General features: G+C 65.0%; 21 protein-coding genes. 3 read left to right on the top strand and 18 right to left on the bottom strand.

All coding sequences use genetic code 11. The features are described 5' to 3' along the window. Positions 1–5: 5 nt before the first annotated feature. The 13 genes from ASF77_RS19075 to ASF77_RS19015 form a co-directional block, all read right to left on the bottom strand. Positions 6–2258: an EAL domain-containing protein gene (locus ASF77_RS19075; RefSeq protein WP_056344135.1), complete on the bottom strand. Its 2253-nt coding sequence runs from the start codon at positions 2256–2258 to the stop codon at positions 6–8. 7 nt (positions 2259–2265) lie between these two features. Continuing rightward, on the bottom strand, positions 2266–4419 hold the full coding sequence (locus tag ASF77_RS19070) for an HDOD domain-containing protein (protein WP_056342979.1): 2154 nt from the start codon (positions 4417–4419) through the stop codon (positions 2266–2268). Between the two features lie 281 nt (positions 4420–4700). Continuing rightward, a complete protein-coding gene (locus ASF77_RS19065; RefSeq protein WP_156648943.1) occupies positions 4701–5978 on the bottom strand; it encodes a multidrug effflux MFS transporter in 1278 nt (425 codons plus the stop codon). A gap of 3 nt (positions 5979–5981) precedes the next feature. Then, entirely contained in the window at positions 5982–7199 is a 1218-nt protein-coding gene (locus ASF77_RS19060) for a class I SAM-dependent RNA methyltransferase (protein WP_373961940.1), read from the bottom strand. A 198-nt stretch (positions 7200–7397) separates the two neighbouring features. Beyond that, positions 7398–7811, bottom strand: a complete 414-nt coding sequence (locus tag ASF77_RS19055; protein ID WP_056342976.1) for a CopD family protein — start codon at positions 7809–7811, stop codon at positions 7398–7400. A 15-nt stretch (positions 7812–7826) separates the two neighbouring features. Further along, a complete protein-coding gene (locus tag ASF77_RS19050; protein WP_056342974.1) occupies positions 7827–9092 on the bottom strand; it encodes a glutamate-5-semialdehyde dehydrogenase in 1266 nt (421 codons plus the stop codon). A 117-nt stretch (positions 9093–9209) separates the two neighbouring features. After that, positions 9210–10223 carry a DNA polymerase III subunit delta gene (gene holA, locus ASF77_RS19045; protein ID WP_056342970.1) on the bottom strand — a complete coding sequence of 338 codons (1014 nt, stop codon included), beginning with the start codon at positions 10221–10223 and terminating at the stop codon, positions 9210–9212. 16 nt (positions 10224–10239) lie between these two features. After that, the gene (gene lptE, locus ASF77_RS19040) at positions 10240–10767 is read right to left on the bottom strand and encodes an LPS assembly lipoprotein LptE (protein WP_056342967.1); all 528 of its coding nucleotides are present in this window, start codon (positions 10765–10767) and stop codon (positions 10240–10242) included. Positions 10768–10770: 3 nt separating this feature from the next. After that, positions 10771–13425, bottom strand: a complete 2655-nt coding sequence (gene leuS, locus ASF77_RS19035; RefSeq protein WP_056342964.1) for a leucine--tRNA ligase — start codon at positions 13423–13425, stop codon at positions 10771–10773. Positions 13426–13540: 115 nt separating this feature from the next. Next, on the bottom strand, positions 13541–14233 hold the full coding sequence (locus tag ASF77_RS19030; protein ID WP_056342962.1) for a transglycosylase domain-containing protein: 693 nt from the start codon (positions 14231–14233) through the stop codon (positions 13541–13543). Between the two features lie 28 nt (positions 14234–14261). Next, a complete protein-coding gene (locus tag ASF77_RS19025; protein ID WP_056342959.1) occupies positions 14262–14588 on the bottom strand; it encodes a barstar family protein in 327 nt (108 codons plus the stop codon). Between the two features lie 2 nt (positions 14589–14590). Next, the gene (gene dapB / locus ASF77_RS19020) at positions 14591–15400 is read right to left on the bottom strand and encodes a 4-hydroxy-tetrahydrodipicolinate reductase (RefSeq protein ID WP_056342955.1); all 810 of its coding nucleotides are present in this window, start codon (positions 15398–15400) and stop codon (positions 14591–14593) included. Between the two features lie 7 nt (positions 15401–15407). Continuing rightward, on the bottom strand, positions 15408–16004 hold the full coding sequence (locus tag ASF77_RS19015; RefSeq protein ID WP_082493898.1) for an outer membrane protein assembly factor BamE: 597 nt from the start codon (positions 16002–16004) through the stop codon (positions 15408–15410). A 136-nt stretch (positions 16005–16140) separates the two neighbouring features. On the opposite strand from ASF77_RS19015, the gene fur reads away from it, so the two are divergent. Further along, positions 16141–16572, top strand: coding sequence for a ferric iron uptake transcriptional regulator (fur, locus tag ASF77_RS19010; protein WP_056342952.1), 432 nt, complete (start codon positions 16141–16143; stop codon positions 16570–16572). 95 nt (positions 16573–16667) lie between these two features. Here the strand turns inward: fur and hrcA are convergent, their stop codons facing one another. Continuing rightward, on the bottom strand, positions 16668–17690 hold the full coding sequence (gene hrcA / locus ASF77_RS19005; protein ID WP_200934205.1) for a heat-inducible transcriptional repressor HrcA: 1023 nt from the start codon (positions 17688–17690) through the stop codon (positions 16668–16670). A gap of 64 nt (positions 17691–17754) precedes the next feature. After that, positions 17755–18471 (bottom strand): HAD family hydrolase, encoded by a 717-nt coding sequence (locus ASF77_RS19000; protein ID WP_056342946.1) that lies wholly within the window; start codon positions 18469–18471, stop codon positions 17755–17757. 231 nt (positions 18472–18702) lie between these two features. Here ASF77_RS19000 and ASF77_RS18995 point away from each other — a divergent pair, with 231 nt between their 5' ends. After that, the gene (locus ASF77_RS18995; RefSeq protein ID WP_056342943.1) at positions 18703–19296 is read left to right on the top strand and encodes a hypothetical protein; all 594 of its coding nucleotides are present in this window, start codon (positions 18703–18705) and stop codon (positions 19294–19296) included. Positions 19297–19313: 17 nt separating this feature from the next. Then, positions 19314–19955 (top strand): hypothetical protein, encoded by a 642-nt coding sequence (locus ASF77_RS18990; RefSeq protein WP_056342940.1) that lies wholly within the window; start codon positions 19314–19316, stop codon positions 19953–19955. A gap of 171 nt (positions 19956–20126) precedes the next feature. Here the strand turns inward: ASF77_RS18990 and ASF77_RS18985 are convergent, their stop codons facing one another. From ASF77_RS18985 to pdxA, 3 genes are all read right to left on the bottom strand, one after another. Next, positions 20127–20318, bottom strand: a complete 192-nt coding sequence (locus tag ASF77_RS18985) for a hypothetical protein (protein WP_056342937.1) — start codon at positions 20316–20318, stop codon at positions 20127–20129. Between the two features lie 236 nt (positions 20319–20554). Continuing rightward, complete coding sequence (gene rsmA / locus ASF77_RS18980; RefSeq protein WP_056342934.1) at positions 20555–21331, bottom strand: 16S rRNA (adenine(1518)-N(6)/adenine(1519)-N(6))-dimethyltransferase RsmA; 777 nt, start codon at positions 21329–21331, stop codon at positions 20555–20557. After that, positions 21332–22414: a 4-hydroxythreonine-4-phosphate dehydrogenase PdxA gene (gene pdxA / locus ASF77_RS18975; RefSeq protein WP_056344127.1), complete on the bottom strand. Its 1083-nt coding sequence runs from the start codon at positions 22412–22414 to the stop codon at positions 21332–21334. It lies immediately after the preceding gene. Positions 22415–22420: the final 6 nt, after the last annotated feature.

The raw sequence follows: 22420 nt of genomic DNA, 5'->3' as shown, positions 1-22420 counted from the left end.
GCGGCTTAGGCGCGTAGCGCGCGCGGCGCCGGGAACACGGCCGGATGCACGACGCCCGACGGCGAACCCGCCAGCGGCGCCTGGGCGCGCAGCACGCCGATAAAGCTCGACAGCGAAATCGGACGGTGGAACAGGTAGCCCTGCATCGTCTCGCAGCCGTTGGCGCGCAGATAGTCCGCTTGCGTCTCGGTCTCGACGCCCTCGGCAACCAGGTGCAGGTTCAGGCCGCGCGCGATCGAGATGATCGCCAGGATCACCGGATAATGGCCCTCGGCGTCGTGGATCTCCTTGACGAAGGACTGGTCGATCTTCATCGTGTGGATCGGGAAGCGGTGCAGGTAGGAGAGCGACGAATAGCCGGTGCCGAAGTCGTCGATCGCGACCGACACACCGAGCTGGCACAACTTGTTGAGCTGCTCGATCGCGTACTGCGGATTGCGGATGCAGATGTTCTCGGTGATCTCGACCTCGATCTGGCCGGGCGAGATCCCGTAGCGCACCAGGGCGCCGCGCATCTTCTCGAAGAAGTCGCCGCGGTCCAGGTATTGCGGCGACAGGTTCAGCGACAGGCGCACGGCCTGGCCGCTGGCCAGGTTCCATTGCAGCATGTCGCGGCACAGGGCGCCGATCATCCAGTCCGAGATCGGCAGCATCAGGCCGTTCTCTTCGGCGAAGGGTAAAAATTCGCCGGCCGACAGCAGGCCGCGGGTCGGGTGGTTCCAGCGCATCAGCGCCTCGGCGCCGACGATGCGCCCGCTGGTCGAATCGATCTGCGGCTGGTAGTACATCTCCAGCTCGTTGTGCTCGAGCGCGCGGCGCAGCGCCTGCTCCAGCGCGATCTTCTGATGCGACACGTCGAGCATCGAGTTATGGTAAAAACTGTGGCCGTTCTTGCCCAGCGCCTTGACCTGGTACATCGCGATGTCGGCGTGGCGCAGCAGCTCGTCGATCGATTCGCCGTCGCCCGGATAGATGGCGATGCCGATCGAGGCCGAGATGTGCACCTCATGGCCATCGAGGTCGAAGGGACGGTGCAGGCTTTCCAGGAACTTGTCGGCGATGATGCGCGCGTCGTCGCGGTCGCGCAGTTCCGGCAGCACGATCGTGAATTCGTCGCCGCCCTGGCGCGCGATGGTGTCGCCCTTGCGCAGGCATTCCTTCAGGCGCAGCGCGGCCTGCTGCAGCAGCTCGTCGCCTTTTACATGGCCGAGCGTGTCGTTCACCAGCTTGAAGCGATCGAGGTCGATGAACATCACGGCCAGTTCGGTCTGCTTGCGCTTGGCCTGGATGACGGCCAGGCCGAGGCGATCCTTGAACAGGATGCGGTTCGGCAGATCCGTCAGGATGTCGTGGTAGGCCTGGTAGGAGATGACCTCCTCGGCCCGCTTGCGATCCGTGATGTCGCGCGCGACGCCATAGGTGCCGAAGAACTCCAGCTTCTGTACTTCGCTGTCGGGCACGTGCATGCCGATCGAGTTCAGCGAGATCGTCATCAGGGTATTGTTGAAGGTGCGGTCGCCGCTATTGTTTTTAGCTCCGCGGCACTTCAGGCGCAGCTCGACGTTGCGCGAGGCGCGTTCGTCGACTCGTCTCTCGTTGAAGACATAGCGTGCGCGCTCCAGGTCTTCGTCGTGCACCAGGATCGAGTAGTGCTTGCCGATCAGCTCATCGCGCGAAAAGCCGAGCAACTGGTAGGCGCGGTCGTTCACGAAGGTGAAGCGGCCTTCGTGGTTCAGCGTGTAGATGATATCCGGCGAGCTGTCGACCAGGTAGCGGTACATCTTCTCGGAGTTTTCCAGCTGCTGCGCCATGACCGAATTGGCCGCGGCCAGGCGGCGCTGCGCGAGCGCGTTGCCGACGGTTTTCATCAGCTCTTCGCGGCTGTAGGGCTTGCGCAGGTAGTCATAGGCGCCGCGCTTCAGTGCGCCGATGGCCGCCTCGATGCCCACTTCGCCGCTCATCACGATCACGTCGGCGTCGACGCCGCGCTCGTTCATGAAATCCATGATCTCGTGGCCGCCGATGTCGGGCAGGCGCAAGTCCAGCAGCACCAGGTCGAAGCGGCTGCGCGACAGGTGCGCGATCGCCTCGCTGCCCGAGCTGGCGGTGGTGAGATCGAAGCCGCGGCCGCGCAGCAGTTCGTAGAGCGACGCCAGCAGGCGCGGCTCGTCGTCGACCAGCAGCAGGCGCGGCTGGTTGAGGGTGTCTCCATGCACGGTGGATAAGGCCGGTTCCCCGTTAACGTGATACTCGTTCATCATGACCCTAAACAGAACCCAGGACGCGCGGCATCTTGGCCGGCGCCGCGCTGGCGCCGGCCCATGCCGGCAGCAGAATTTCGAATGCGGTACCGCCACGGCCGCTGCGGCAGGCGATCTGGCCGTTCAGTTTTTTCACCAGCCCGTGCACGATCGACAGGCCGATGCCGCGGTGGGCGCCGTCCTTCGTGCTGCGCACGCTGGAGAACAAATTGGCCATCACTTCCGGCGCCAGGCCGGGGCCGGTGTCGAGCACGGCCAGTTCGACGTACAGCTTGCGCTCGCGGTGCACATGGCCGCGGTTGACGATCTCGATGCGCCCGCCGCCGCTGCCCGCCAGCGCCTCGACCGCGTTCTTGACCAGGTTGACGAGGATCTGCTTGAGCAGGTCGGCTTCGCCCTCGACCAGGCGCGCATCCTCGCCCATGGCGGTCGCGATCTGCACGCTGCTTGGTACGAACTGGCCGGCGCGGAACAGGCGCACGACGTCCTCGGCCACCTTGGCCACGTCGAGCGGACGCGGGCCGGTCTCGATCGGCTTGACCTCGGCCAGGCTGCCGATCAGCTGGCCGACGCGGTCGATCTCTTCGTTCAGCACCGACATCTCGGTGGCGACCGGCTCCTGGCGCGCCAGCTTGCTGTCGAGGACACTCAGGTAATTCTTGATGATCGACAGCGGGTTGTTCACCTCGTGCACCACGCGGCGCGAGGCTTCGCGGTATTCCTCGGCGACGCTGGCGAGCTGGCGGCGCGCGTCGCCGCGCTCGCGCAGGGCCGTCTCGAGCGCACTGGCCGCCTGGGCGCCGAAGGACTGCAGGAAGCGCTCGCGCTTCTGGCAGCCGGCCACCTGCCAGGCCGCAACGCCGCCCACCATCACGCCGAGGCAGCGGTTGCCGGCCACCAGCGGCAGGCAGACCAGGCTGTCGGTGCCGAGCATGCGGAACAGCTGCTCTTCGGCCAGGCCCAGGGGCTGGCCTTCGCGCTGCACATAGGCGGTACGGCGTTCCAGCGCGGCGCCGGCGACCGGGCCGCCCTTGTTCAGGGGGATGGCGAATTCGGCGATGCGCTGGGTTGTGCCGCCGGGCGCGCCGATCAGCATCTGTCCGGTCGGATTCTCGAGCAGGATCACCGTGTTGTCGAAGTCGAACAGGATGCGCGCCGAGCGCGTCATCGATTCGAGCAGATCGGCTTCGCCCTGCTGGCGCGCGAAGGTCTGCCCCACTTCCGACACCAGCACCAGGTTGCGCACTTCTTCCTGCAGGCGCTGCTGCACCGGATCGAGCAGCGGCGCGGCATAGGCCGGCGGAGTCGGGATGTCGTCGGCGCCGGCCAGGTCGATGCCGAGATGGATGGCGGCCTTGTCGACCTGGCGCGCGGCGCCGGCCAGCATGGTCTCCAGCTCGCCCGCGTCCAGCCCGCACAGGGCCGCGCCGTCGTGCAGGGCCGGGATGTCGTCCGGGTGGTGCGACATCAGGTGCGCCAGGCGCACGATCCGGATCAGCGGGTGGGCCGACTCCAGGCGCTCGCTCGACTCGTGGTGGTACAGCACGGCGTCGGCCAGGAAGGAATCGAGCTGCCAGCGCTCGACCAGCCAGGCGCCCGCTTCGGCATGGGTGATCTGCAGGGTGCGCTGCTCGACCGCGCACAGATCCTCGTCGTCGAGCGCGGTGAAGTTGAAGGCGTATTCTTTCGGCGCGGTGGCAAGCAGGGCCAGGCGGCCGACATTGTGCAGCAGGCCGGCCAGGTAGGCTTCTTCCAGGTGCGGATAGTCGATGCGGCGCGCGATGTCGCGCGCGATCACGGCCGCGGCCAGCGAGCGCTTCCAGAAGGCGCGCAGGTCGGTGCTGCCCGAGTGCGGAAAACTGTTAAAGGTCTGGAAGACGGAATCGCTGATCACCAGCGTCTTGATCATGTCGGTACCGAGGGCCACCAGCGACTGCTCGAGGTTCACGCCGCGACCGTTGCGGTGGTAGGCCGAGCTGCTGGCGACGGCCAGCAGCTTGCCGGTCATGCCCGCGTCGTTGGCGATCAGGGCCGCCAGTTCGGGCATGCCGAGGTCGTCGGCCTGCAGGTGCCCGATCAGCTTGACGAGTATCTGCGGCATCGCCGGCAGCCGGGCAATCAGCAGGCGATTGCGGATATCCTGGTCTGGTTGGTGCATTGTCTCAAGCGACGCCACGGTACGGGGTTTTTGTTCGGGTGGCATTCCCGAACCGGGCTACCACGACATGACATTCATGCATCTCTGGATAAGAAGGCAATTTTCAGTCTTAATCCAGATCAAAAAGCCGTCTTAGCATATATACATTTCTGTTCGGGAACAATACTTTCTACAAAAAGTATGAATTTTCCAGGGGCAAACGATGCTTTTTGCACGAATTTATTGATTATTTGAAACAAATCGCCGATCGGCATTCCCCCTGTCTGTCCGGCACCGCCGCGCTACCCCTTGCGCGCCAGCACGCGCCGGTAATGGCGCGAGGTCAGCCAGAAGCCCAGCGCCAGCAAGGTGAACCCGGCCTGCCCCAGTGCCAGCGCCAGCACCGAGTGCGACAGCGCCGGTGCGATCATCCCAGCGACGATAGCGCCCAGCAGGGTGACGATGAAGGACTGGCAGGACGCGACCGTGCCGCGGATATGCGGGAACAGATCCAGCGCGAGCAGCGTGGCGCCCGGCGAGATGAGCGCGCTGCCGAAGGTGAAGAAGAACATCGGCAGCACCGTCCACGGCAGCGCCGGCGGCAGGAACAGGTGGTAGCCGACATTGAAGGTGACGGCGCCGAGCATGAAGGCAAAGCCGATCCCGATCTGGCGCGCGAAGCTGTACTTGCCGGCCATGCGGTTGGCCGCCATCGAGCCGAGGAAGATTCCGCTCACGGTCGGCACGAACAGCCAGGCGAATTGCGAGGGGCCCAGGCCCAGGTGCACCGGCAGCAGCACCGGCGACGCAGTAATGTAGAGGAACAGGCCGGCGAAGTTCAGGGCCGTGACGCCCGCCTTCATGTGGAACAGGAAGGAGCTGAAGATGGCGCTGTAGCTCTGCGCCAGGAAGCGCGGATTGAAGGGCTGGCGCTGCGCCTGCGGCACGGTTTCCGGCAGGTGCTTCCAGCACACCCAGCCCAGGATCAGGGTGTAGGCGCACAGCGCCAGGAAGATCGCGCGCCAGTCGAACCAGGTGACGATCCAGCCGCCCAGCACCGGCGCCAGCGCCGGCGCGATCGAGAAGATCATCGTCACCATCGACAGCAACCGTGCCGCCGGCGCATCCGAATACAGGTCGCGGATGATGGCGCGCCCGACCACGACCCCGGCCCCGGCCGAAACCCCCTGCAGAATGCGGAACACCCACAAATAGTGGACGGTGGAGGCCGCAGCGCAGCCGAAGGTGCCGATCGCGAATACGACCAGGGCGACCAGGATCACGTTGCGCCGCCCAAAGGCGTCCGATAGCGCGCCGTGCCACAGCACCATGCCGGCAAAGGCGAGCATGTAGGCCGTCAAGGTCTGCTGCACCTCGATCGACGACGCATGCAGGTTCGCCATGATCTGCGGGAAGGCCGGCAGATACGCGTCGATCGAGAACGGGCCGAGCATCGACAATCCCGCCAGCAGGGTCGCCAGGCCGCCGGCCGACAGCATGACGATCTTGTGCGGCGCCGGCAGGGGCACCGGGATCACCGGATCCTTGGGCAGCTGGTCGGGGTCGGTCGGCGGCAGCATCGATCAGCCCTGCGCCGGATCGGTTTTCGGCTTGGCTTCCTCACGGCGGTTGTAGCCGGCCACCATGTCGAAGCGGAACAGGCGGCACTCGAGGGCGCCGTTGAAGAACGGCGTCTTGCGCGCTTCCTTCAAACGCAGCAGCTTGGGAAGCGACAGGTCGGCCGTGAACAGGAACACCGTCCAGCCGGCGAAGCGCTGCTTGAGGGTGGTGCCGAGCGCGGAATAGAAGCTCACTGCCATCTCGTCCGGCGCCATGGTCGAATCGCCGCGCACGCCGATCCGCTCGCCGTACGGCGGGTTGGTCAGCAGGATGCCCGGGCCCTCGACCGGCGGACTCACGTGCTGGGCTTCGATCTGTTTCAGGGGGACGTCGAACAGGATGCCGGCGATTTTCAGGTTATGGCGCGTCATGGCGACCATGTCGCCCGAGATGTCGGAGCCGAAGATGGTCGGTTCGCTCGGCAGCGGATTGGCCTTGATCGCCGCCTTCATCTCCTGCCAGGCCTCGCGCTCGAAGTCGTGGAATTTTTCGAAGGCGAAGCGGCGCCGCGCGCCGGCCGGGATGCCCTGCACCATCTGCGCCGCCTCGATCAGGATCGTGCCCGAGCCGCACATCGGGTCAAACAAGGGCACGCCCGGCTTCCAGCCCGACACGCGCAGCATGCCGGCCGCCAGGTTCTCGCGCAGCGGCGCATCCCCCGTCTCTTCGCGCCAGCCGCGCTTGAACAGCGCCTCGCCCGAGGTGTCGAGATAGATGATGAAGTTGCGCTGGTCGAGGAAGCCGACGATGCGCATGTCCGGCTCGCGGGTGTCGACCGACGGACGCTTGTTGACCATGTCGCGAAAGCGGTCGCAGATCGCGTCCTTGATCTTCAAGGTCGTGAATTCCAGGCTTTTCAGGGGCGACTTCACTGCCGTGACGTCGACGCGGATCGTATGGTCGACGCCGAACCAGTCTTCCCAGCGCTGCTCGAGCACCAGGTCGTAGATGTCGTTCTCGTTGTTGTAGCTGCGCTGGCCCATGCGCATGAGCACGCGCGAGGCGATACGCGAGTGCAGGTTGACGCGGTAGGCGTCGACCAGGGTGCCGGAGCAGTGCACGCCGCCGGGCACCTGGTTGTGCACCTTCAGGGTCGGGCTGTGGGCCGTGGCGATTTCAAGGAGTTCTTCGGCAAGCGCCGCTTCCATGCCGCGCGGGCAGGGGCAGAAATAGGAGGTCATGGGGGTACCCTTTGTCCGTTGGTGAAAAAATAAAGCACCGGAAGCGCCGCCGCTGCCGGTGTTGGTGTTGGTGTTGGTGTTGGTGTTGGTGTTTGTTGCAATGTTCACATGGTGCGTCCACCCGAAGCAGGGTGGACGGCTATGCCGTCCACGCGTTCAACGCACGGATGAGTCGCGCGGATGACCTCGGTTCGAAAATTAAAACGGCTTGACGACCACCAGGATCACGATCAGCGCCAGCAGCACGACCGGCACCTCGTTAAACCAGCGGAACCAGGTATGGCTGCGCTTGTTCACGCCGGCCTCGAACTTCTTCAGGATCGACCCGCAGGCATGATGGTAGCCGATCGCCAGCACCACCAGCGCCAGCTTCGCATGCAGCCAGCCGCCCTTGATCCCGAAGCCCATCCATAGCCAGACACCCAGCAGCACGGCCGGAATCGCCAGCATCGTGGTGAAGCGGTAGAGGCGGCGCGCCATGCCCAGCAGGCGGGTGGTCGCCGCACTATTGGTTTCCTGCGCCAGGTTGACGTAGATGCGCGGCAGGTAGAACAGGCCGGCGAACCAGGAGGCGATGAAGATGATGTGGAAGGCTTTGATCCAGAGGTACATGCGGTTCCTTATGGTTTAACTACGAATCTCGCCGTGGCCGAAGACGACGTATTTTAATGAGGTCAATCCTTCCAGCCCGACCGGGCCGCGCGCGTGCAGCTTGTCGTTCGAGATGCCGATCTCGGCGCCCAGGCCGTATTCGAAGCCGTCGGCGAAGCGGGTCGAGGCGTTCACCATCACCGAGGCCGAGTCGACCTCGCGCAGGAAACGCAGCGCCGCGCTGTAGTCCTCGGTGACGATGGCCTCGGTGTGCTTCGACGAATAGCGGTCGATGTGATCCATCGCTTCGTCGATGCCGGCCACGACTTTCACGGCCAGGATCGGCGCCAGGTATTCGGTACTCCAGTCTTCTTCGCTTGCCGCCGCCAGGTGCGGATAGCCGGCCAGGATCGTCTGCGCTTCGGGGTCGGCGCGCAACTCGACTTCCTTCGTCTTGTACAGCTGCGCCAGTTGCGGCAGCACCGTGGGCGCCACCGAGCGCGCCACCAGCAGCGTTTCCATCGTGTTACACGTGCCGTAGCGGTGGCACTTGGCGTTGAAGGCGACCGGCAGCGCCTTGGCGATATCGGCCTTGTCGTCGATGTAGACGTGGCAGATGCCGTCCAGGTGCTTGATCATCGGTACCGTCGCTTCCTCGATCAGACGTGCGATCAGGCCCTTGCCGCCGCGCGGGACGATGACGTCGACATACTGCGGCATCGTGATCAGGGTGCCGACGGCGGCGCGGTCGGTGGTGTCGACCACCTGCACCGCGTCCAGCGGCAGCCCGGCTTTGCTCAGCCCTTCGGTGACGAGTCTGGCCAGCGCGCGGTTGCAGTGGATCGCCTCTGAACCGCCGCGCAGGATGGCCGCGTTGCCGCTCTTGATGCACAGGCCCGCCGCGTCGACCGTCACGTTCGGGCGTGCCTCATAAATGATGCCGATGACGCCCAGCGGCACGCGCATCTGGCCGACCTGGATGCCGCTCGGGCGCGACTTCATGTTCGAGATTTCGCCGACCGGATCGGGCAGCGTCGCGATCTGGCGCAAACCTTCCACCATGGTCGCGATCGCGCCGGGGGACAGGGCCAGGCGCTCGAGCAGCGCCGGCGCCAGGCCGGCGGCGCGCGCGGCGTCGAGATCGAGCTGGTTCGCCGCGGTCAGTTGGGCCGCTTCGCGCTCGATGGCTTCGGCAATGTGAAGCAGCGCGCGGTTGCGCGTCGCGCCGTCCGCCCGCGCCATCGCGCGCGATGCCGCACGGGCGTTGCGGCCCAGCGTGTGCATGTAGTCGGTGATGTTCATCGTACAGATTCCAGGTAGGGTGGGCGCCCCGTGCCCACGCGTGAAGCATGCGTCGTGTTGACGTTTATTGAGCGTCGCGTCTGCTCATCGTTTACGCGTGGGCACAGGGCGCCCACCCTACCGCGCCACCTTCAAGGCCAGCTGCAGCATCGCATCCCACGCATCGCCCGCGAAGGCCTTGGCCCGTAAACCCTTGACCATCTTGTCGACCTGCGCCGCCTCCTGCAGCGCGCCTTCCAGGGTGGACAGCGAAATGCGGCGCAAGGCCGGTTCCATCATCCGCTCGCGCGGCCCCCAGATCCGGTATTCCTTCAACAGCGCGCCCAGCGGCCGCCCTTGCGCCATCCCGGCTTTCAATTTTAACAGCGTGCGGATTTCTTCGGAGACGGCCCACAAGACGAGCGGCAAGGCTTCGCCCTCCCCTTTCAGCCCCTCGAGCATGCGTGCCAGGCGCGCCGGGTCGCCGGCCAGCATCGCTTCCGACAATTTGAAGACGTCGTAGCGCGCCACGTTCAGCACCGCGTCCTGCACCTGCTCGAAGCTGAGCTTGCCCGGCTCGTGCAGCAGGCCCAGCTTCTGGATTTCCTGGTGCGCGGCGAGCAGGTTGCCCTCGACCCGGTCGGCGATGAAATCGAGCGCCGTGCGCTCGGCGCTCTGCCCTTGCGCGGCCAGGCGCATGCCGATCCAGCCCGGCAGCTGCGCCCGTTCCACGTTCGGGATCTCGATGTAGACGGCGGCCTGCTGCAGCGAGGCCACCCACGAGGCCTTGGCCGTCTGCCAGTCGAGTTTCGGCAGCGTGATCAGGGTGAGGTTGTCGGGACTGAGATCCTTCGCATAGGCCTGCAGGGCGGCGCTGCCGTCCTTGCCGGGCTTGCCGCTCGGGATGCGCAGCTCGATCAGCTTCTTGTCGCCGAACAGGGACAGCGCCTGGTTCGCCGCCAGCAGCTCGCCCCACTTGAAGGTGCGCTCGACGGTGAGCACGTCGCGCTCGGTATGACCGGCCGCGCGCGCGGCGCGCCGGATCTTGTCGGCCGCTTCCAGCGCCAGCAGGTGCTCGTCGCTGGTGATCACGTACAGGGGCGCCAGCCCCTTCGCCAGATGGGGCTCGAGCGCTTCAGGCCTTAACTGCATCAGGTTCTCGCTGCGCTCATTGCGCCTTCAGGGCGGCCAGGCGGCGCATGATCTGCTGCACCAGGTCGGACTGCATGTCGCGGTACAGCAGCGCTTCCTCGCCTTCCTTGGCCAGCAGGGCTTCCTCGCTGAAGGCGAGGTTGCGGCGCAGCGTGATCTCGGTCGGCCCCAGCAGCAGGTTGCCGGTGGCGTCGCGCACCTGGAACACCAGCGTGTAGCTGAGCAGGTATTCGCGCACGCGCCCCAGGTTGTTCAGCGACAGGATCGCCTTGTTGCGCGCCTCGGAGAGCACTTCGAAGCGCGCCTGCGCGCCCTCCGGCTTGGGGGCGATGACGACCTTGTCGCCGGCGCGCAGGTTGCGCTTGAGCTCATTGCCCAGCGGAGACGTGTCCGGGAAGGCCAGGTAGATGCTCGAGAAAGGCATGTTGTAGGCGCCGTCCGAGCCACGCAGATGGAAACCGCAGGCGGTCAGCGTGGTGGCCAGCGTAGTGGTCAACAGCAGCGCCGCACAGGCGCGCGCAAAGGATGGGAAATGGGCGCGCATGCCTTACACCACGATGTTGACGAGTTTGCCGGGGACGACGATGACCTTCTTCGGCGTGCCTTCGATGAACTTCTGGACGGCCTCGGAGGCCAGCGCCGCCGCTTCGATCGCGGCCTTGTCCGCCTCTTTCGGCACTTTCACCGAACCGCGCAGCTTGCCGTTCACCTGGATCATCATCTCGATCTCGGCCTGCTCCAGCGCGGCAGGGTCGACTTCCGGCCACTGCACGTCGAGGATGTCGCCGTAGGTCTTGGCAAAGCCCAGTTCCTGCCACAGCGCGTGGGTGATGTGCGGCGCCACCGGGTTCAGCATGCGCAGGAAGATCGAGAAGCCTTCGGCGATCACGGCATCGCCCGCCACGCCCTCGGCCAGCTTGGCCTGTTCCAGCGTGTTGAGCATCTTCATGCAGGCCGAAACGACCGTGTTGTACTGGATGCGTTTCAGGTCGTAGTCGGCCTGCTGCAGCACCTTGTGCACTTCGCGGCGCAGGGTTTTATGCGCTTCCTCGAGCGTGCCTTGCTGCTGGCCGGCCACGGTGTCAGCCAACCCCGCTGCGATGCGCTCGCGCTGGGCATATCCGTAGGCCCAGACGCGGCGCAGGAAGCGGCTCGCGCCCTCGACGCCGCTGTCCGACCATTCCAGGGTCTGCTCCGGCGGCGAGGCGAACATCGTGAACAGGCGCGCGGTGTCGGCGCCGTACTGCGCGATCTGCGCTGCCGGGTCGATGCCGTTGTTCTTCGACTTCGACATCTTTTCGGTGCCGCCGATGGCGACCGGCTGGCCATCCGCCTTCAGGATCGCGCTCTGCGGGCGGCCCTTGTCGTCGAAGGTCAGCTCGACATCGGCCGGATTGAACCAGGTTTTTTTACCGGACGCGTCGTCGCGGTAATAGGTTTCGTTCAGCACCATGCCCTGGGTGAGCAGGTTCACGAAGGGCTCGTCGAACTTCACCAGGCCGAAGTCGCGCATGACCTTCGTCCAGAAGCGCGCGTACAGCAGGTGCATGACGGCGTGTTCGATGCCGCCGATGTACTGATCCATCGGCATCCAGTAATCGTTGCGCGCGTCGACCATGGCGTCGTTCGAGCCCGGCGAGGTATAGCGCATGTAGTACCAGGACGAGTCGATGAAGGTGTCCATCGTGTCGGTTTCGCGGCGCGCCGGCTTGCCGCACTTCGGGCAATCGCACTTCAGGAAGGCCTCGTCCTTGTTGAGCGGATTGCCGGTACCGTCCGGCACCAGGTGCTCGGGCAGCACGACCGGCAGGTCAGCTTCCGGCACCGGCACCACGCCGCACGCGGCGCAGTGGATCATCGGGATCGGCGTACCCCAGTAGCGCTGGCGCGAGATGCCCCAGTCGCGCAGGCGGAACGTCACCTTCTTGTCGCCCAGCTCCTGCGCGGCGAGGTCGCCCGACACGGCATTCACGGCCGCGGTGTAGTCCAGGCCGTCGTACTTGCCCGAGTTGATGGTGCGGCCGGTTTCCTTGTCGCCGTACCACTCCTGCCAGGCGTCCAGGCTGAATTCCTGGCCTTCGACGGCGACCACCTGCTTGATCGGCAGGTCGTATTTTTTGGCGAATTCGAAATCGCGCTCGTCGTGGCCCGGCACGCCCATCACGGCGCCGTCTCCATAGGTGATCAGGACGTAGTTGCCGACCCAGACCGGGATCTGCTCGCCCGAGACCGGGTGCGTGACGGTCAGACCCGTCGGCATGCCCTTCTTCTCCATCGTCGCCATGTCGGCTTCGATGACGGAACCGAGCTTGCACTCGGCGATGAAGGCAGCCAGTTCCGGATTGTCCCTGGCCGCGTGCTGGGCCAGCGCGTGTTCCGGCGCCACGGCGCAGAAGGTCACGCCCATGATGGTGTCGGCGCGGGTGGTGAAGACGTAGAGTTTGCCGTCGTTGATCAGTTCACCGGCATCGTCCATGACGACGTGCGGGAAGGCGAAGCGCACGCCGACCGACTTGCCGATCCAGTTGGTCTGCATGGTGCGCACGCGCTCCGGCCAGCCCGGCAGCTTGTTGTCGACGAAGTCGAGCAGCTCATCGGCGTAATCCGTGATGCGGACGTAGTACATCGGGATTTCGCGCTTCTCGATCGGCGCGCCCGAACGCCAGCCCTTGCCGTCGACGACCTGCTCGTTGGCGAGCACGGTCTGGTCGACCGGATCCCAGTTCACGGTGCCGGTCTTCTGGTAGATGATGCCCTTCTCCAGCATCTTGAGGAACATCCACTGGTTCCACTTGTAGTATTCCGGCTTACAGGCCGTCATCTCGCGCGACCAGTCGATGGCCAGGCCCATCGATTCCATCTGCCCGCGCATGTGAGCGATGTTCGAATAAGTCCACTCGGCCGGCGGCACGTTGTTCGCCATGGCCGCGTTCTCGGCCGGCATGCCGAAGGCATCCCAGCCCATCGGCATGAGCACGTTGTAGCCGTTCATCCGCAGGTAGCGGTACATCACGTCGTTGATCGTATAGTTGCGCACATGGCCCATGTGCAGCTTGCCGGACGGGTAAGGCAGCATCGAGCAGGCGTAGTATTTACCCTTAGGGAAACGCGGATCGTGCTCGACCGCCTTATAGGCATCGATCGATTTCCAGTACGCCTGCGCGGCCTGTTCAACTTCGGCGGGACTATATTTATCTTGCATGATGTTCTGCGGACGAATGTGGGAAGGTGGAAAGCGGACGCTTTAGCAGAACATTATACTGGTTCATCTTGCACCGCGGCGAAGCGCGGAAACGGCGATTTTGCCGCCGGCCTGATCACACCTTGCAGTGCGCGTAGGTCGTATCGAACCAGCCGTCGGCATGGCAGCGGCCGTCCAGCACGGCGCGCACCCGGGCCACGCGCAGCGCGTAGGCGGCCGGGTTGCGTTGCGGATGAAATTCGTTCGGCGCCTTGATCATGGCAATTAGCCCCAGCGATTCGTCGGTGCCGAGCGCCGCCAGGGGTTTACCGAAATAGGCGCGCGCCGCAGCTTCCAGGCCGCGCAGCTGCCGTCCCTCGTGCCGTCCCATGTAGACGGTTGCGGTATAGATCGCCAGTTGCTGCTGCTTGGAGGCGTGGGCGTCGAGCACGAGCGCCATCGTGTCGCGGCCGAGATCGATTTTCCGGCAGCAGTCGAACACGGCGCGGTAGAAGCGCTGCATCCCGCCCTGCACGCCCGTCAACGGGGCGCCGTACAGGAACAGGTCGCGCGCGACGGCCGACGAGAGGGTGGCGGCGCCCTGGCCGTCGGCCAGGCTCAAGCCGGGGTGGACAAAGAAGACCGGGTCTTCGACCGTCAGCAGGATGCCCAGCTGGAGCGGTGACAGCGGCGCCTTTTGCGTTTCCGGATAGGGCGCCAGCAGCGTGTCGACGCAGGACGCGGCCCAGAACGCGGCGATGGCGAGGTAGGCCAGCAGCAGCGCGGCGGTGGCGGTCAGCGCCAGCAGCACCCGGCCGAACCGGGTCATGAAGGAAGTTGGTAGAGCACGTCCCGGCTTAACGCAATACCAGTTCGAGGGCCGGCTTCTCGCCGTAATCCTCATAGCGCTCGTTGATGCCGCCGACGCAGAACACGATCTCGTCGACCAGATCCGGCAGGCGCGCGCGCAGGGCGGCGCTGTCGGTGATGACGATTTCCAGGACTTCGTCCGGCTGCAGGCGGAACTTGGTCATGTTCTCGTCGTCGCGCAGGTAGCTCAGGCAATCGACCCAGGTGTCGATGGTGTCGCCGCTGGCCGTGTGGAAGCCGAACGCGCGCCGGCTCTCGGCCAGGAACGAGGCTTCGTTGACGATCGCGGCGCCGTTCAGTTCTGCCACTGCCATGGTCAGCCTTTCAGAGAGAGGACGTCCTGCATGTCGTACAGGCCGTTCGCCTTGTCGGCGATGAAGCGCGCGCCGCGCAGGGCGCCGTGCGCGTAGGTCACGCGGCTGCTCGATTTATGGGTGATCTCGATGCGCTCGCCGGTGCCGGCGAAGAGCACCGTGTGGTCGCCGACGATGTCGCCGCCGCGCACGGTGGCGAAGCCGATGGTCGACGGATCGCGTTCGCCGGTCACACCTTCGCGGCCGTAAACGGCGCATTCCTTCAAGTCGCGGCCGAGGGCGTCGGCGATGACCTCGCCCATTTTCAGGGCAGTGCCCGAAGGCGCATCGACCTTGTGGCGGTGGTGCGCCTCGATGATCTCGATGTCGTAGCCTTCGTTGAAGCTTTTCGCCGCCATCTCCAGCAGTTTCAGGGTGACGTTCACGCCCACGCTCATGTTCGGTGCGAAGACCACGGCGACTTGTTCGGCGGCGGCGGCGATCGCCGCCTTGCCCGCGTCGTCGAAGCCGGTGGTGCCGATCACGATCTTGACCTTGTTGGCGGCGCAGAAGGCCAGGTGCTGCAGCGTGCCTTCGGGGCGCGTGAAATCGATCAGGCAGTCGGCGCCGGCCAGCGCGCGCGCGAGATCCGACTCGATCACGACGCCGGTCAGCTGGCCCGAGAAGGCGCCGGCATCGTGGCCGATGAAGGGAGAACCCGCGACGTCGAGGGCGCCGGCCAGCACGGTGTCGGGAGCGGCGGCGATCGCCTCGATCAGCATGCGGCCCATGCGCCCACTGGCGCCGGCGACCGCGATTTTCAGTTGCGTCATGACAGTCTTACGGGGTGTTCGAGGAGGTGGCGGGCGTGGCCGCTTTCGACGGCTCGACCGGACGGACGGCGCCGGTGGCGGCGGCTTCGGCCTTTTGCGCCTGCTTGGCCGCGTTCTTGGCCGGGCCGGCGATGCGGTCGATGTATTCGCGCTCGGTCGGCAAGTTGCCGCCTTCGAAGCGCTCGACCACGTCGTCCTTGAAGAAGACGGTGACGCGGCTGGTGGTCAGCTCGCCGTTGCCGCGCGCCAGGTAGAACGGGTAGTCCCAGCGGTTGGCGTGGAACATGTCGGTCAGGAGCGGCGTGCCGAGCAGGAAGCGCACCTGCTCGCGGGTCTGGCCGACCTTCAGCTGGTTGAGCATTTCTTGCGAGACGAAGTTGCCTTGCTGGATGTCCGGACGGTAGGGCGAGAAAATCCACAGGAATTTCTGCAGTTTGGTGCCCTGGGTCGTTTGCGCACCGGCATTGGCCAGCGAGGCCGACAGGCCGGCATTGCTTTGCAGCGCCTCCGCGGACGTATTCACCGGTGCGGCCGGGCGGGTCTGGTTGCGCCAGGATGCGCAGCCGGACAGCAGCAGCGTGCAGGCCAGGCCCGCGGCGAGCATGGCACGGGCCTGGGGACGGCGGACTACGCGATGAACATCGGCATCAAAGTGACGCATAAGTAACCTCAAAACGTTTAAGCGGGAGCATCCAAAACGCTATATCATAAAGCACTCCGCCCATTCACGAGTAACAAACATGAGTAACAGTCCCACCGACCTGAAGGCGAGCGGCCTGAAGGCGACCCTGCCGCGCCTGAAGATCCTTGAAATTTTCCAGAATAGCGAAGTGCGGCACCTGACGGCGGAAGACGTCTACAAGATCCTGCTGGCCGAGAACATGGACGTCGGCCTGGCCACCGTGTACCGGGTGCTGACCCAGTTCGAACAGGCTGGCCTGCTGAACCGCAATCACTTCGAAACCGGCAAGGCGATCTATGAACTGAACGCCGGCTCGCACCACGACCACCTGGTCTGCCTCGATTGCGGCCATGTCGAGGAATTCTTCGACGAAGAAATCGAATCGCGCCAGAACAAGATTGCGGCCGAACGCGGTTTCAAGATTGCCGAGCACGCGCTGGCGATCTACGGGCATTGCATCAAACCGGCCTGTCCGCATCGCGGCGGCTGATCCGTCCATCCGCAATGAACGACGGCGCCGATGGCGCCGTTTTTTGTTCAGGAACGCGAAACAGACCTGTAGGGTGGGCGGATTCTCCGCCTACCCTACGAACTGCTCAACGCGTTGGACAGCAGCTTCGCCGTGATGTCCACAATCGGAATCACCCGCTCGTAGGCCATGCGCGTCGGCCCGATCACGCCCAGGGTGCCGACGATCTTGCCGTTCACCTCGTAGGGCGCGGTGACCACGCTCATTTCGTCCATCGGCACCAGCTTCGATTCGCCACCGATAAAGATCTGCACGCCGCCGGCCTTGCTGGAGACGTCGAGCAGCTGCATCAGGCCGGTCTTCTGCTCGAACATCTCGAACAGCTGGCGCAGCGAACTCATGTTCGAGGACAGGTCGGACACCGACAATAAATTACGCTCGCCGGAGATGACCATCTCCTCGCTGCCTTCGGCCATCGCCTCGCTGCCCGCCTCCACCGCAGTCTGCATCAGGCCGCCGATGTCGTCGCGCAGCTGGCGCAATTCGCCGGTCAGGCGGTTGCGCACTTCGTCGAAGGTGAGGCCGGCGAAATTCTGGTTCAGGTAATTGGCCGACTGCACCAGCTGCGCCGGCGTGTAGTCGACCTCGGTGAGCAGCAGGCGGTTCTGGACGTCGCCGCGCGGGTCGACGATGACGAGCAGGATGCGCCGCTCGGACAGGCGCAGGAATTCGATTTGCTGGAACACGGATTCGCGGCGCGGGCTTTGCACGACGCCGGCGAACTGCGTCAGCGAGGACAGCATCTGCGCCGCGTTGGCGATGAGTTTTTGCGGCTGCTGGACACATAGGCGCATGCGCTCGGCGTCGACGCCATGCTGGCCATCGAGGTGCTGCACCGTCAGCAGGGTGTCGACGAACAGGCGGTAGCCGCGCGGCGTCGGCACCCGGCCGGCCGAGGTGTGTGGGCTGGCGACATAGCCCATTTCCTCGAGGTCGGCCATGATGTTGCGGATCGTGGCCGGCGACAGATCGAGGCCCGATATTTTCGACAGCGCACGCGACCCGACCGGCTGGCCGTCGGCAATATAACGCTCGACGAGGGCTTTCAGCAGGGTTTGGGCTCGGGGTTCAAGTTGCATGGGGATTGGTGGCGCGCAGAATGGTTGCGCGTCTATTATGCACCCTCAAGCGCACTCTGTGGACTCATGCGTGCTCGCGCTTCAGCCAGTCGAGCAATCCATCGAAATTGGCGACGATCGCATCCGGCCGCACGCCCTCTTCCAGGTGGCGCCGGCTGGCGGTGCGGTTCATCCAGACCGCGCGCAGGCCGGCGCGCTGGGCGCCCTGCACGTCGAGCAGAAGGTCGTCGCCGACGTGCACCGCGTCCTGGGGCGCCACGCCGAGGGCGGCGCAGGCGGCGTGGAAGATGGCGGCATCCGGCTTGGCGCGCCCGAAACTGGGCGCCGCCACCGAGACGTGGAAATGGTGGGCCAGGCCGATCGTCTGCAGGTCGGCATTGCCGTTGGTGACCGAGCCGATCAGCACGCGCCCTTTCAGGCGCAGCAGGCCGGGCAGCACGTCGTCGTAGGGGATCACGGCGTTACGGGCGGCGAAGAATTCGGTCATCGCCAGTTCGACCTTGTCGGCATCCTCGCCGGCTTGTTCGAAAGCGGCCACCAGGCCGGCGCGGCGCAGGGCGCCGAGGTCGAGCTGGAATTCGGGGCGGCGCGCCAGCAATTCGAGGCGGGCCTGGCGCAGGCTGTCGATGGTGAAGCGTTCGGCCACGCGCGGCGCGTTGCTGGCAAGCCAGGCGAACAGCGTCTGCTCGGCCTGCACGATGACGGGTGCGATCGGCCACAGCGTATCGTCGAGGTCGAACAGGAGGGCTTTGGGCCAGGGGCGGCGGGTGGAAGGCTTCATCGCGGGTGGTCGTATGGGTGAGCCAAGCATAGCGAGGCCAGCGGCGAAATGCAAACGCGGCACGGATGGCGAAACCGTGGCAGTGCCGAAAGGACAGCCCGGTTACACCGTGATACAAAGCCTAATGAGCCCGGCCCTTGTCAAATGCTCTAAAATGATGGGCAAACTTCTACCATGCGGCCTGGCGCCTCGCTATTGCGTGCCCTGCCCTTCCCCTTTTTTGGAGAAATTATGATTCGTTCCCCCCTGCGTGCCGGCATCGCGCTGGCATGCGCGCTCAGCCTGTCCGCCTGCGGCGGCGGCGATGGTGATGTCTACGTCGGCGGCCAGGCATTCGGCGTGACCAAGGCCGGCCTGGTGCTGACCAATAATGGCGGCGACGACCTCCCGGTGCCGCCTCCGGGCGGCGAATTCTTCTTCCCGACCCGCGTCGAGACCGATTCCGGCTACAACGTGCAAGTCAAGGCCGTGCCACCGAACGTCGACGGCATCGCCAACTGCGTCGTTACCCGCGGCACCGGCAAGGCGGTCTTCACGATCAACACCATCCGCGTGAACTGCAAGATCCGCACGCACAAGCTCAGCGGCAACATCGTCGGCCTGAACGGCGCGACCGGCCTGGTACTGGTGAACGGCACCGACAAGCAGACGATCACGCCGAACGGCACCAATCCGCAAGGCTTCGCCATGGCCGAAGTGACGGAAGACCTGCCATACGGGATCGCGATCCTGCAGCAGCCGGACGGACGCACCTGCAGCGTCGAGAATGCGACCGGCACGATGCGCGAGACCGACGTCGGCAATGTCGTCGTGCGTTGCGTCTAATAATTCTGGAGGTTAATTTGAAGAAATCGATTCTGGCGCTGTGCGCGCTGACCCTGGCAGCCGGCCTGTCCGCCTGCGGCGGCGGCTCCTCGGACTTTACCATCAGCGGCACGGTGACCGGCCTGGAGCATCCGGGCCTGATCCTGACCAATAACCTGAGCGACGACCTTCCGGTTGGCCCGCTGGGCAAAGACGACAAGGGCAACGTCCGCAACGTGACTTACCAGTTCGGCAAGCAGCTCAGTTATGGCGATACCTACAACGTCACCATCAAGAAGCAGCCCGACCACCAGAAATGCGAGCCGGGCGGCGGCACTGCCGAAACGGCCGGCCGGCTGTCGGTCATCAATGCCGTGTTCAACTGCGTACTGTCCAGCCATACCATCGGCGGCACGATCACCGGCCTGAACTCCGATGGCCTGATCCTGAACAACGGCGGCAACCAGTTTATCGCGAACAAGAATACGACAACCAATGCGTATCCGGGCGAGTTCACCTTCGGCGCTCCCGTCGTCTATGGCACCACTTACGGTGTGACGGTGCTGGCGCAGCCGAAGAACGAGATCTGCACGGTCAGCGGCGGCGTCGGCGAAATGAAGGACGATGATGTGAAAACGATCGTGGTTACCTGTACTGCCAGACCGCCCGCGGCAGCCTGATTTGAGACATTCACAACATCTATGTCGATTATTCCGAAAGAAAATTAGACGTATATGTTGTAGCGCAGCATAATTGCACCTGTCTCCTCCAACTCTCCTCAGAAAAGAATTGGATTTAGGCCCACCCGCAACGGTGGGCCTTTTTTTTCGCCTGCGCTCCGCAGATTCGGATCAGCCAAACTTGGTGGCCGGCGCCAGGCGCTTGCCGGTGACCTTCACGACCGCCATCTTCTCGCTGCCCACGGAGACCATGGTATCGGCGCGCACCTGCGCCTTGTAGCTCTCAGCGCTGGCGTAGGTCGTGCCGAGCACGGCGAATGCGGCGACCAGGAACAGCGTTTCCATGTGTTTGAGGACGTTCATTTCAGGCTCCCTTCGGTTGGATGGTTGCCCTGTCGCGTCTGCGTTCGGGCTGTCGATGGGAGTACTTTAGCGATCACCCTCCCCGCCTTCCATCGGCGTGCGACGAACTGCGCAAAGGGCGCGACGAAACGCGGGAAATGGCGATATAACGCGATTGTGCAGCGCGTCAGGGATGCGTATCGAAAGGGAGTACGGCGCCAGCGCACCGTAACGTGGGCTCAAAAGCCCACGCCACATCAAACCGGCTTCAGGATATTCGCCAGCGCCACATACTGCTCCAGGCTGACGTTTTCCGGGCGCACGCCCGGATCGATGCCGGCTTCCACCAGCTGCGCCTCGGTGAACATGCCCGCCACGCAGTTGCGAATGACCTTGCGACGCTGCGAGAAGGCCTTCTGCACCACGGCTTCCAGGGTCGGGCCATCGACGGCGAGTTTTCTTCGGGTCGGCACCATGCGCACAATGGCCGAGTCGACCTGGGGCGGCGGATCGAAGGCGGTCGGCGGGACGATGAACAGCAGCGCCATGTCGTAGCGCCATTGCAGCATCACCGACAGGCGCCCGTAGGCCTTGGTGCCGGGTTCGGCCACCATGCGCTCCACCACTTCCTTCTGCAGCATGAAATGCTGGTCTTCGACCAGGTCGGCGAATTCGGCCAGGTGGAACAGCAGCGGGCTCGAGATGTTGTACGGCAGGTTGCCGACCACGCGCAGTTTCTTCCCTTCCGGCACCGGCAGCGCGCCGAAATCGAATTTCAGGGCGTCGGCCGAGTGCACCGTCAGCTTGGCCGGTGGATAGGCCTTTTCGAGGCGCGCCACCAGGTCGCGGTCGAGTTCCACCACGTGCATGTGGTCGAGTTCCTTGAGCAGCAGCGCCGTCATCGCCGCCAGGCCAGGGCCGATCTCGACCATCGTCTCGCCGCGGCGCGGGTCGATCGCCTCGATGATGTTGCCGAGGACGTGATTATCGGTCAGGAAGTTCTGGCCAAAGCGCTTGCGTGCTACGTGTTTCATTTACTCTTTCGTTGATTGTGTGGCGCGGCTGGCGCCTTTACTTGCAGCTACCATGCCCATGGCGGCGCGGATCGCCTCTTCCATGCTGCCGCAGTCGGCCAGGCCCAGCCCCCGGGCCGCCAGGTCGAGCGCGGTGCCGTGGTCGACCGAGGTACGGATCAGGGGCAGGCCGAGCGTGACGTTGATGCCGCGCCCGAAGGTCGCGTGCTTCAGCACCGGCAAACCCTGGTCGTGGTACATGGCGAGCACGCAGTCGGCGTCCTGCAGGTACTTCGGCTGGAACAGGGTGTCGGCCGGATACGGCCCGCGCGCATCGATGCCGCGCGCCTGTGCCGCCGCCAGGCTTGGCCCGATGACCTCGATCTCCTCGCGCCCCAGGTAGCCGTTCTCGCCCGCATGCGGATTCAGGCCGGTGACCAGGATGCGCGGCGCGGCGATGCCGAATTTATCGCGCAGGTCGGCGTGCAGGATGTCGAGCACGCGCGCCAGGCCGTCCTGCGTGATCGCATCGGGCACGGCGCGCAGCGGCAGGTGGGTCGTGGCCAGCGCCACACGCAGGTAGGGCTGACGCAGATTCGGCTGATTATCTGCCGGCTGGCCGGCCAGCATCATCACCACTTGCGGGGTGGCCGTCTTGTCGGCCAGGTATTCGGTGTGGCCGGAAAACGCGACGCCGGCCTCGTTGATCGTGCTCTTTTGCAGGGGCGCGGTGACGATGGCGTCGAACCAGCCGGCGCGCACGCCTTCCAGCGCCAGGTCGAGCGTGGCGAGCACGGCGCGGCCGTTTTCCTTGTCGAGCGTTCCGGGCACGACGTGGGCCGCGAGCGGCACGTCGACCACGGCAATGCGCTCGCGGCCGAAATGCGGCAAGCCGCCGTTACGCAGCGCCTGGATCGAGAGCGCCGCCAGGCGGATGCTTGGATCGATCAGGCTGGCGGTGAGCGCGAGAAAGGCAGCGTCGCCGACCAGCACGCAGTTGGCCTGCTCGCGCAGCGCCCAGGCCGCGCGGATCGAGATCTCGGGTCCGATGCCGGCCGGTTCGCCGACGGTGATGGCCAGCGTCGGACGCTCGATCTTCGGCACGGCCAC

This window comes from Massilia sp. Leaf139 (assembly GCF_001424165.1).
GTDB lineage: Bacteria > Pseudomonadota > Gammaproteobacteria > Burkholderiales > Burkholderiaceae_D > Telluria.
Note: the sequence above shows the minus strand (reverse complement) of the source record. Positions and strands in the feature narration are given on the sequence as shown.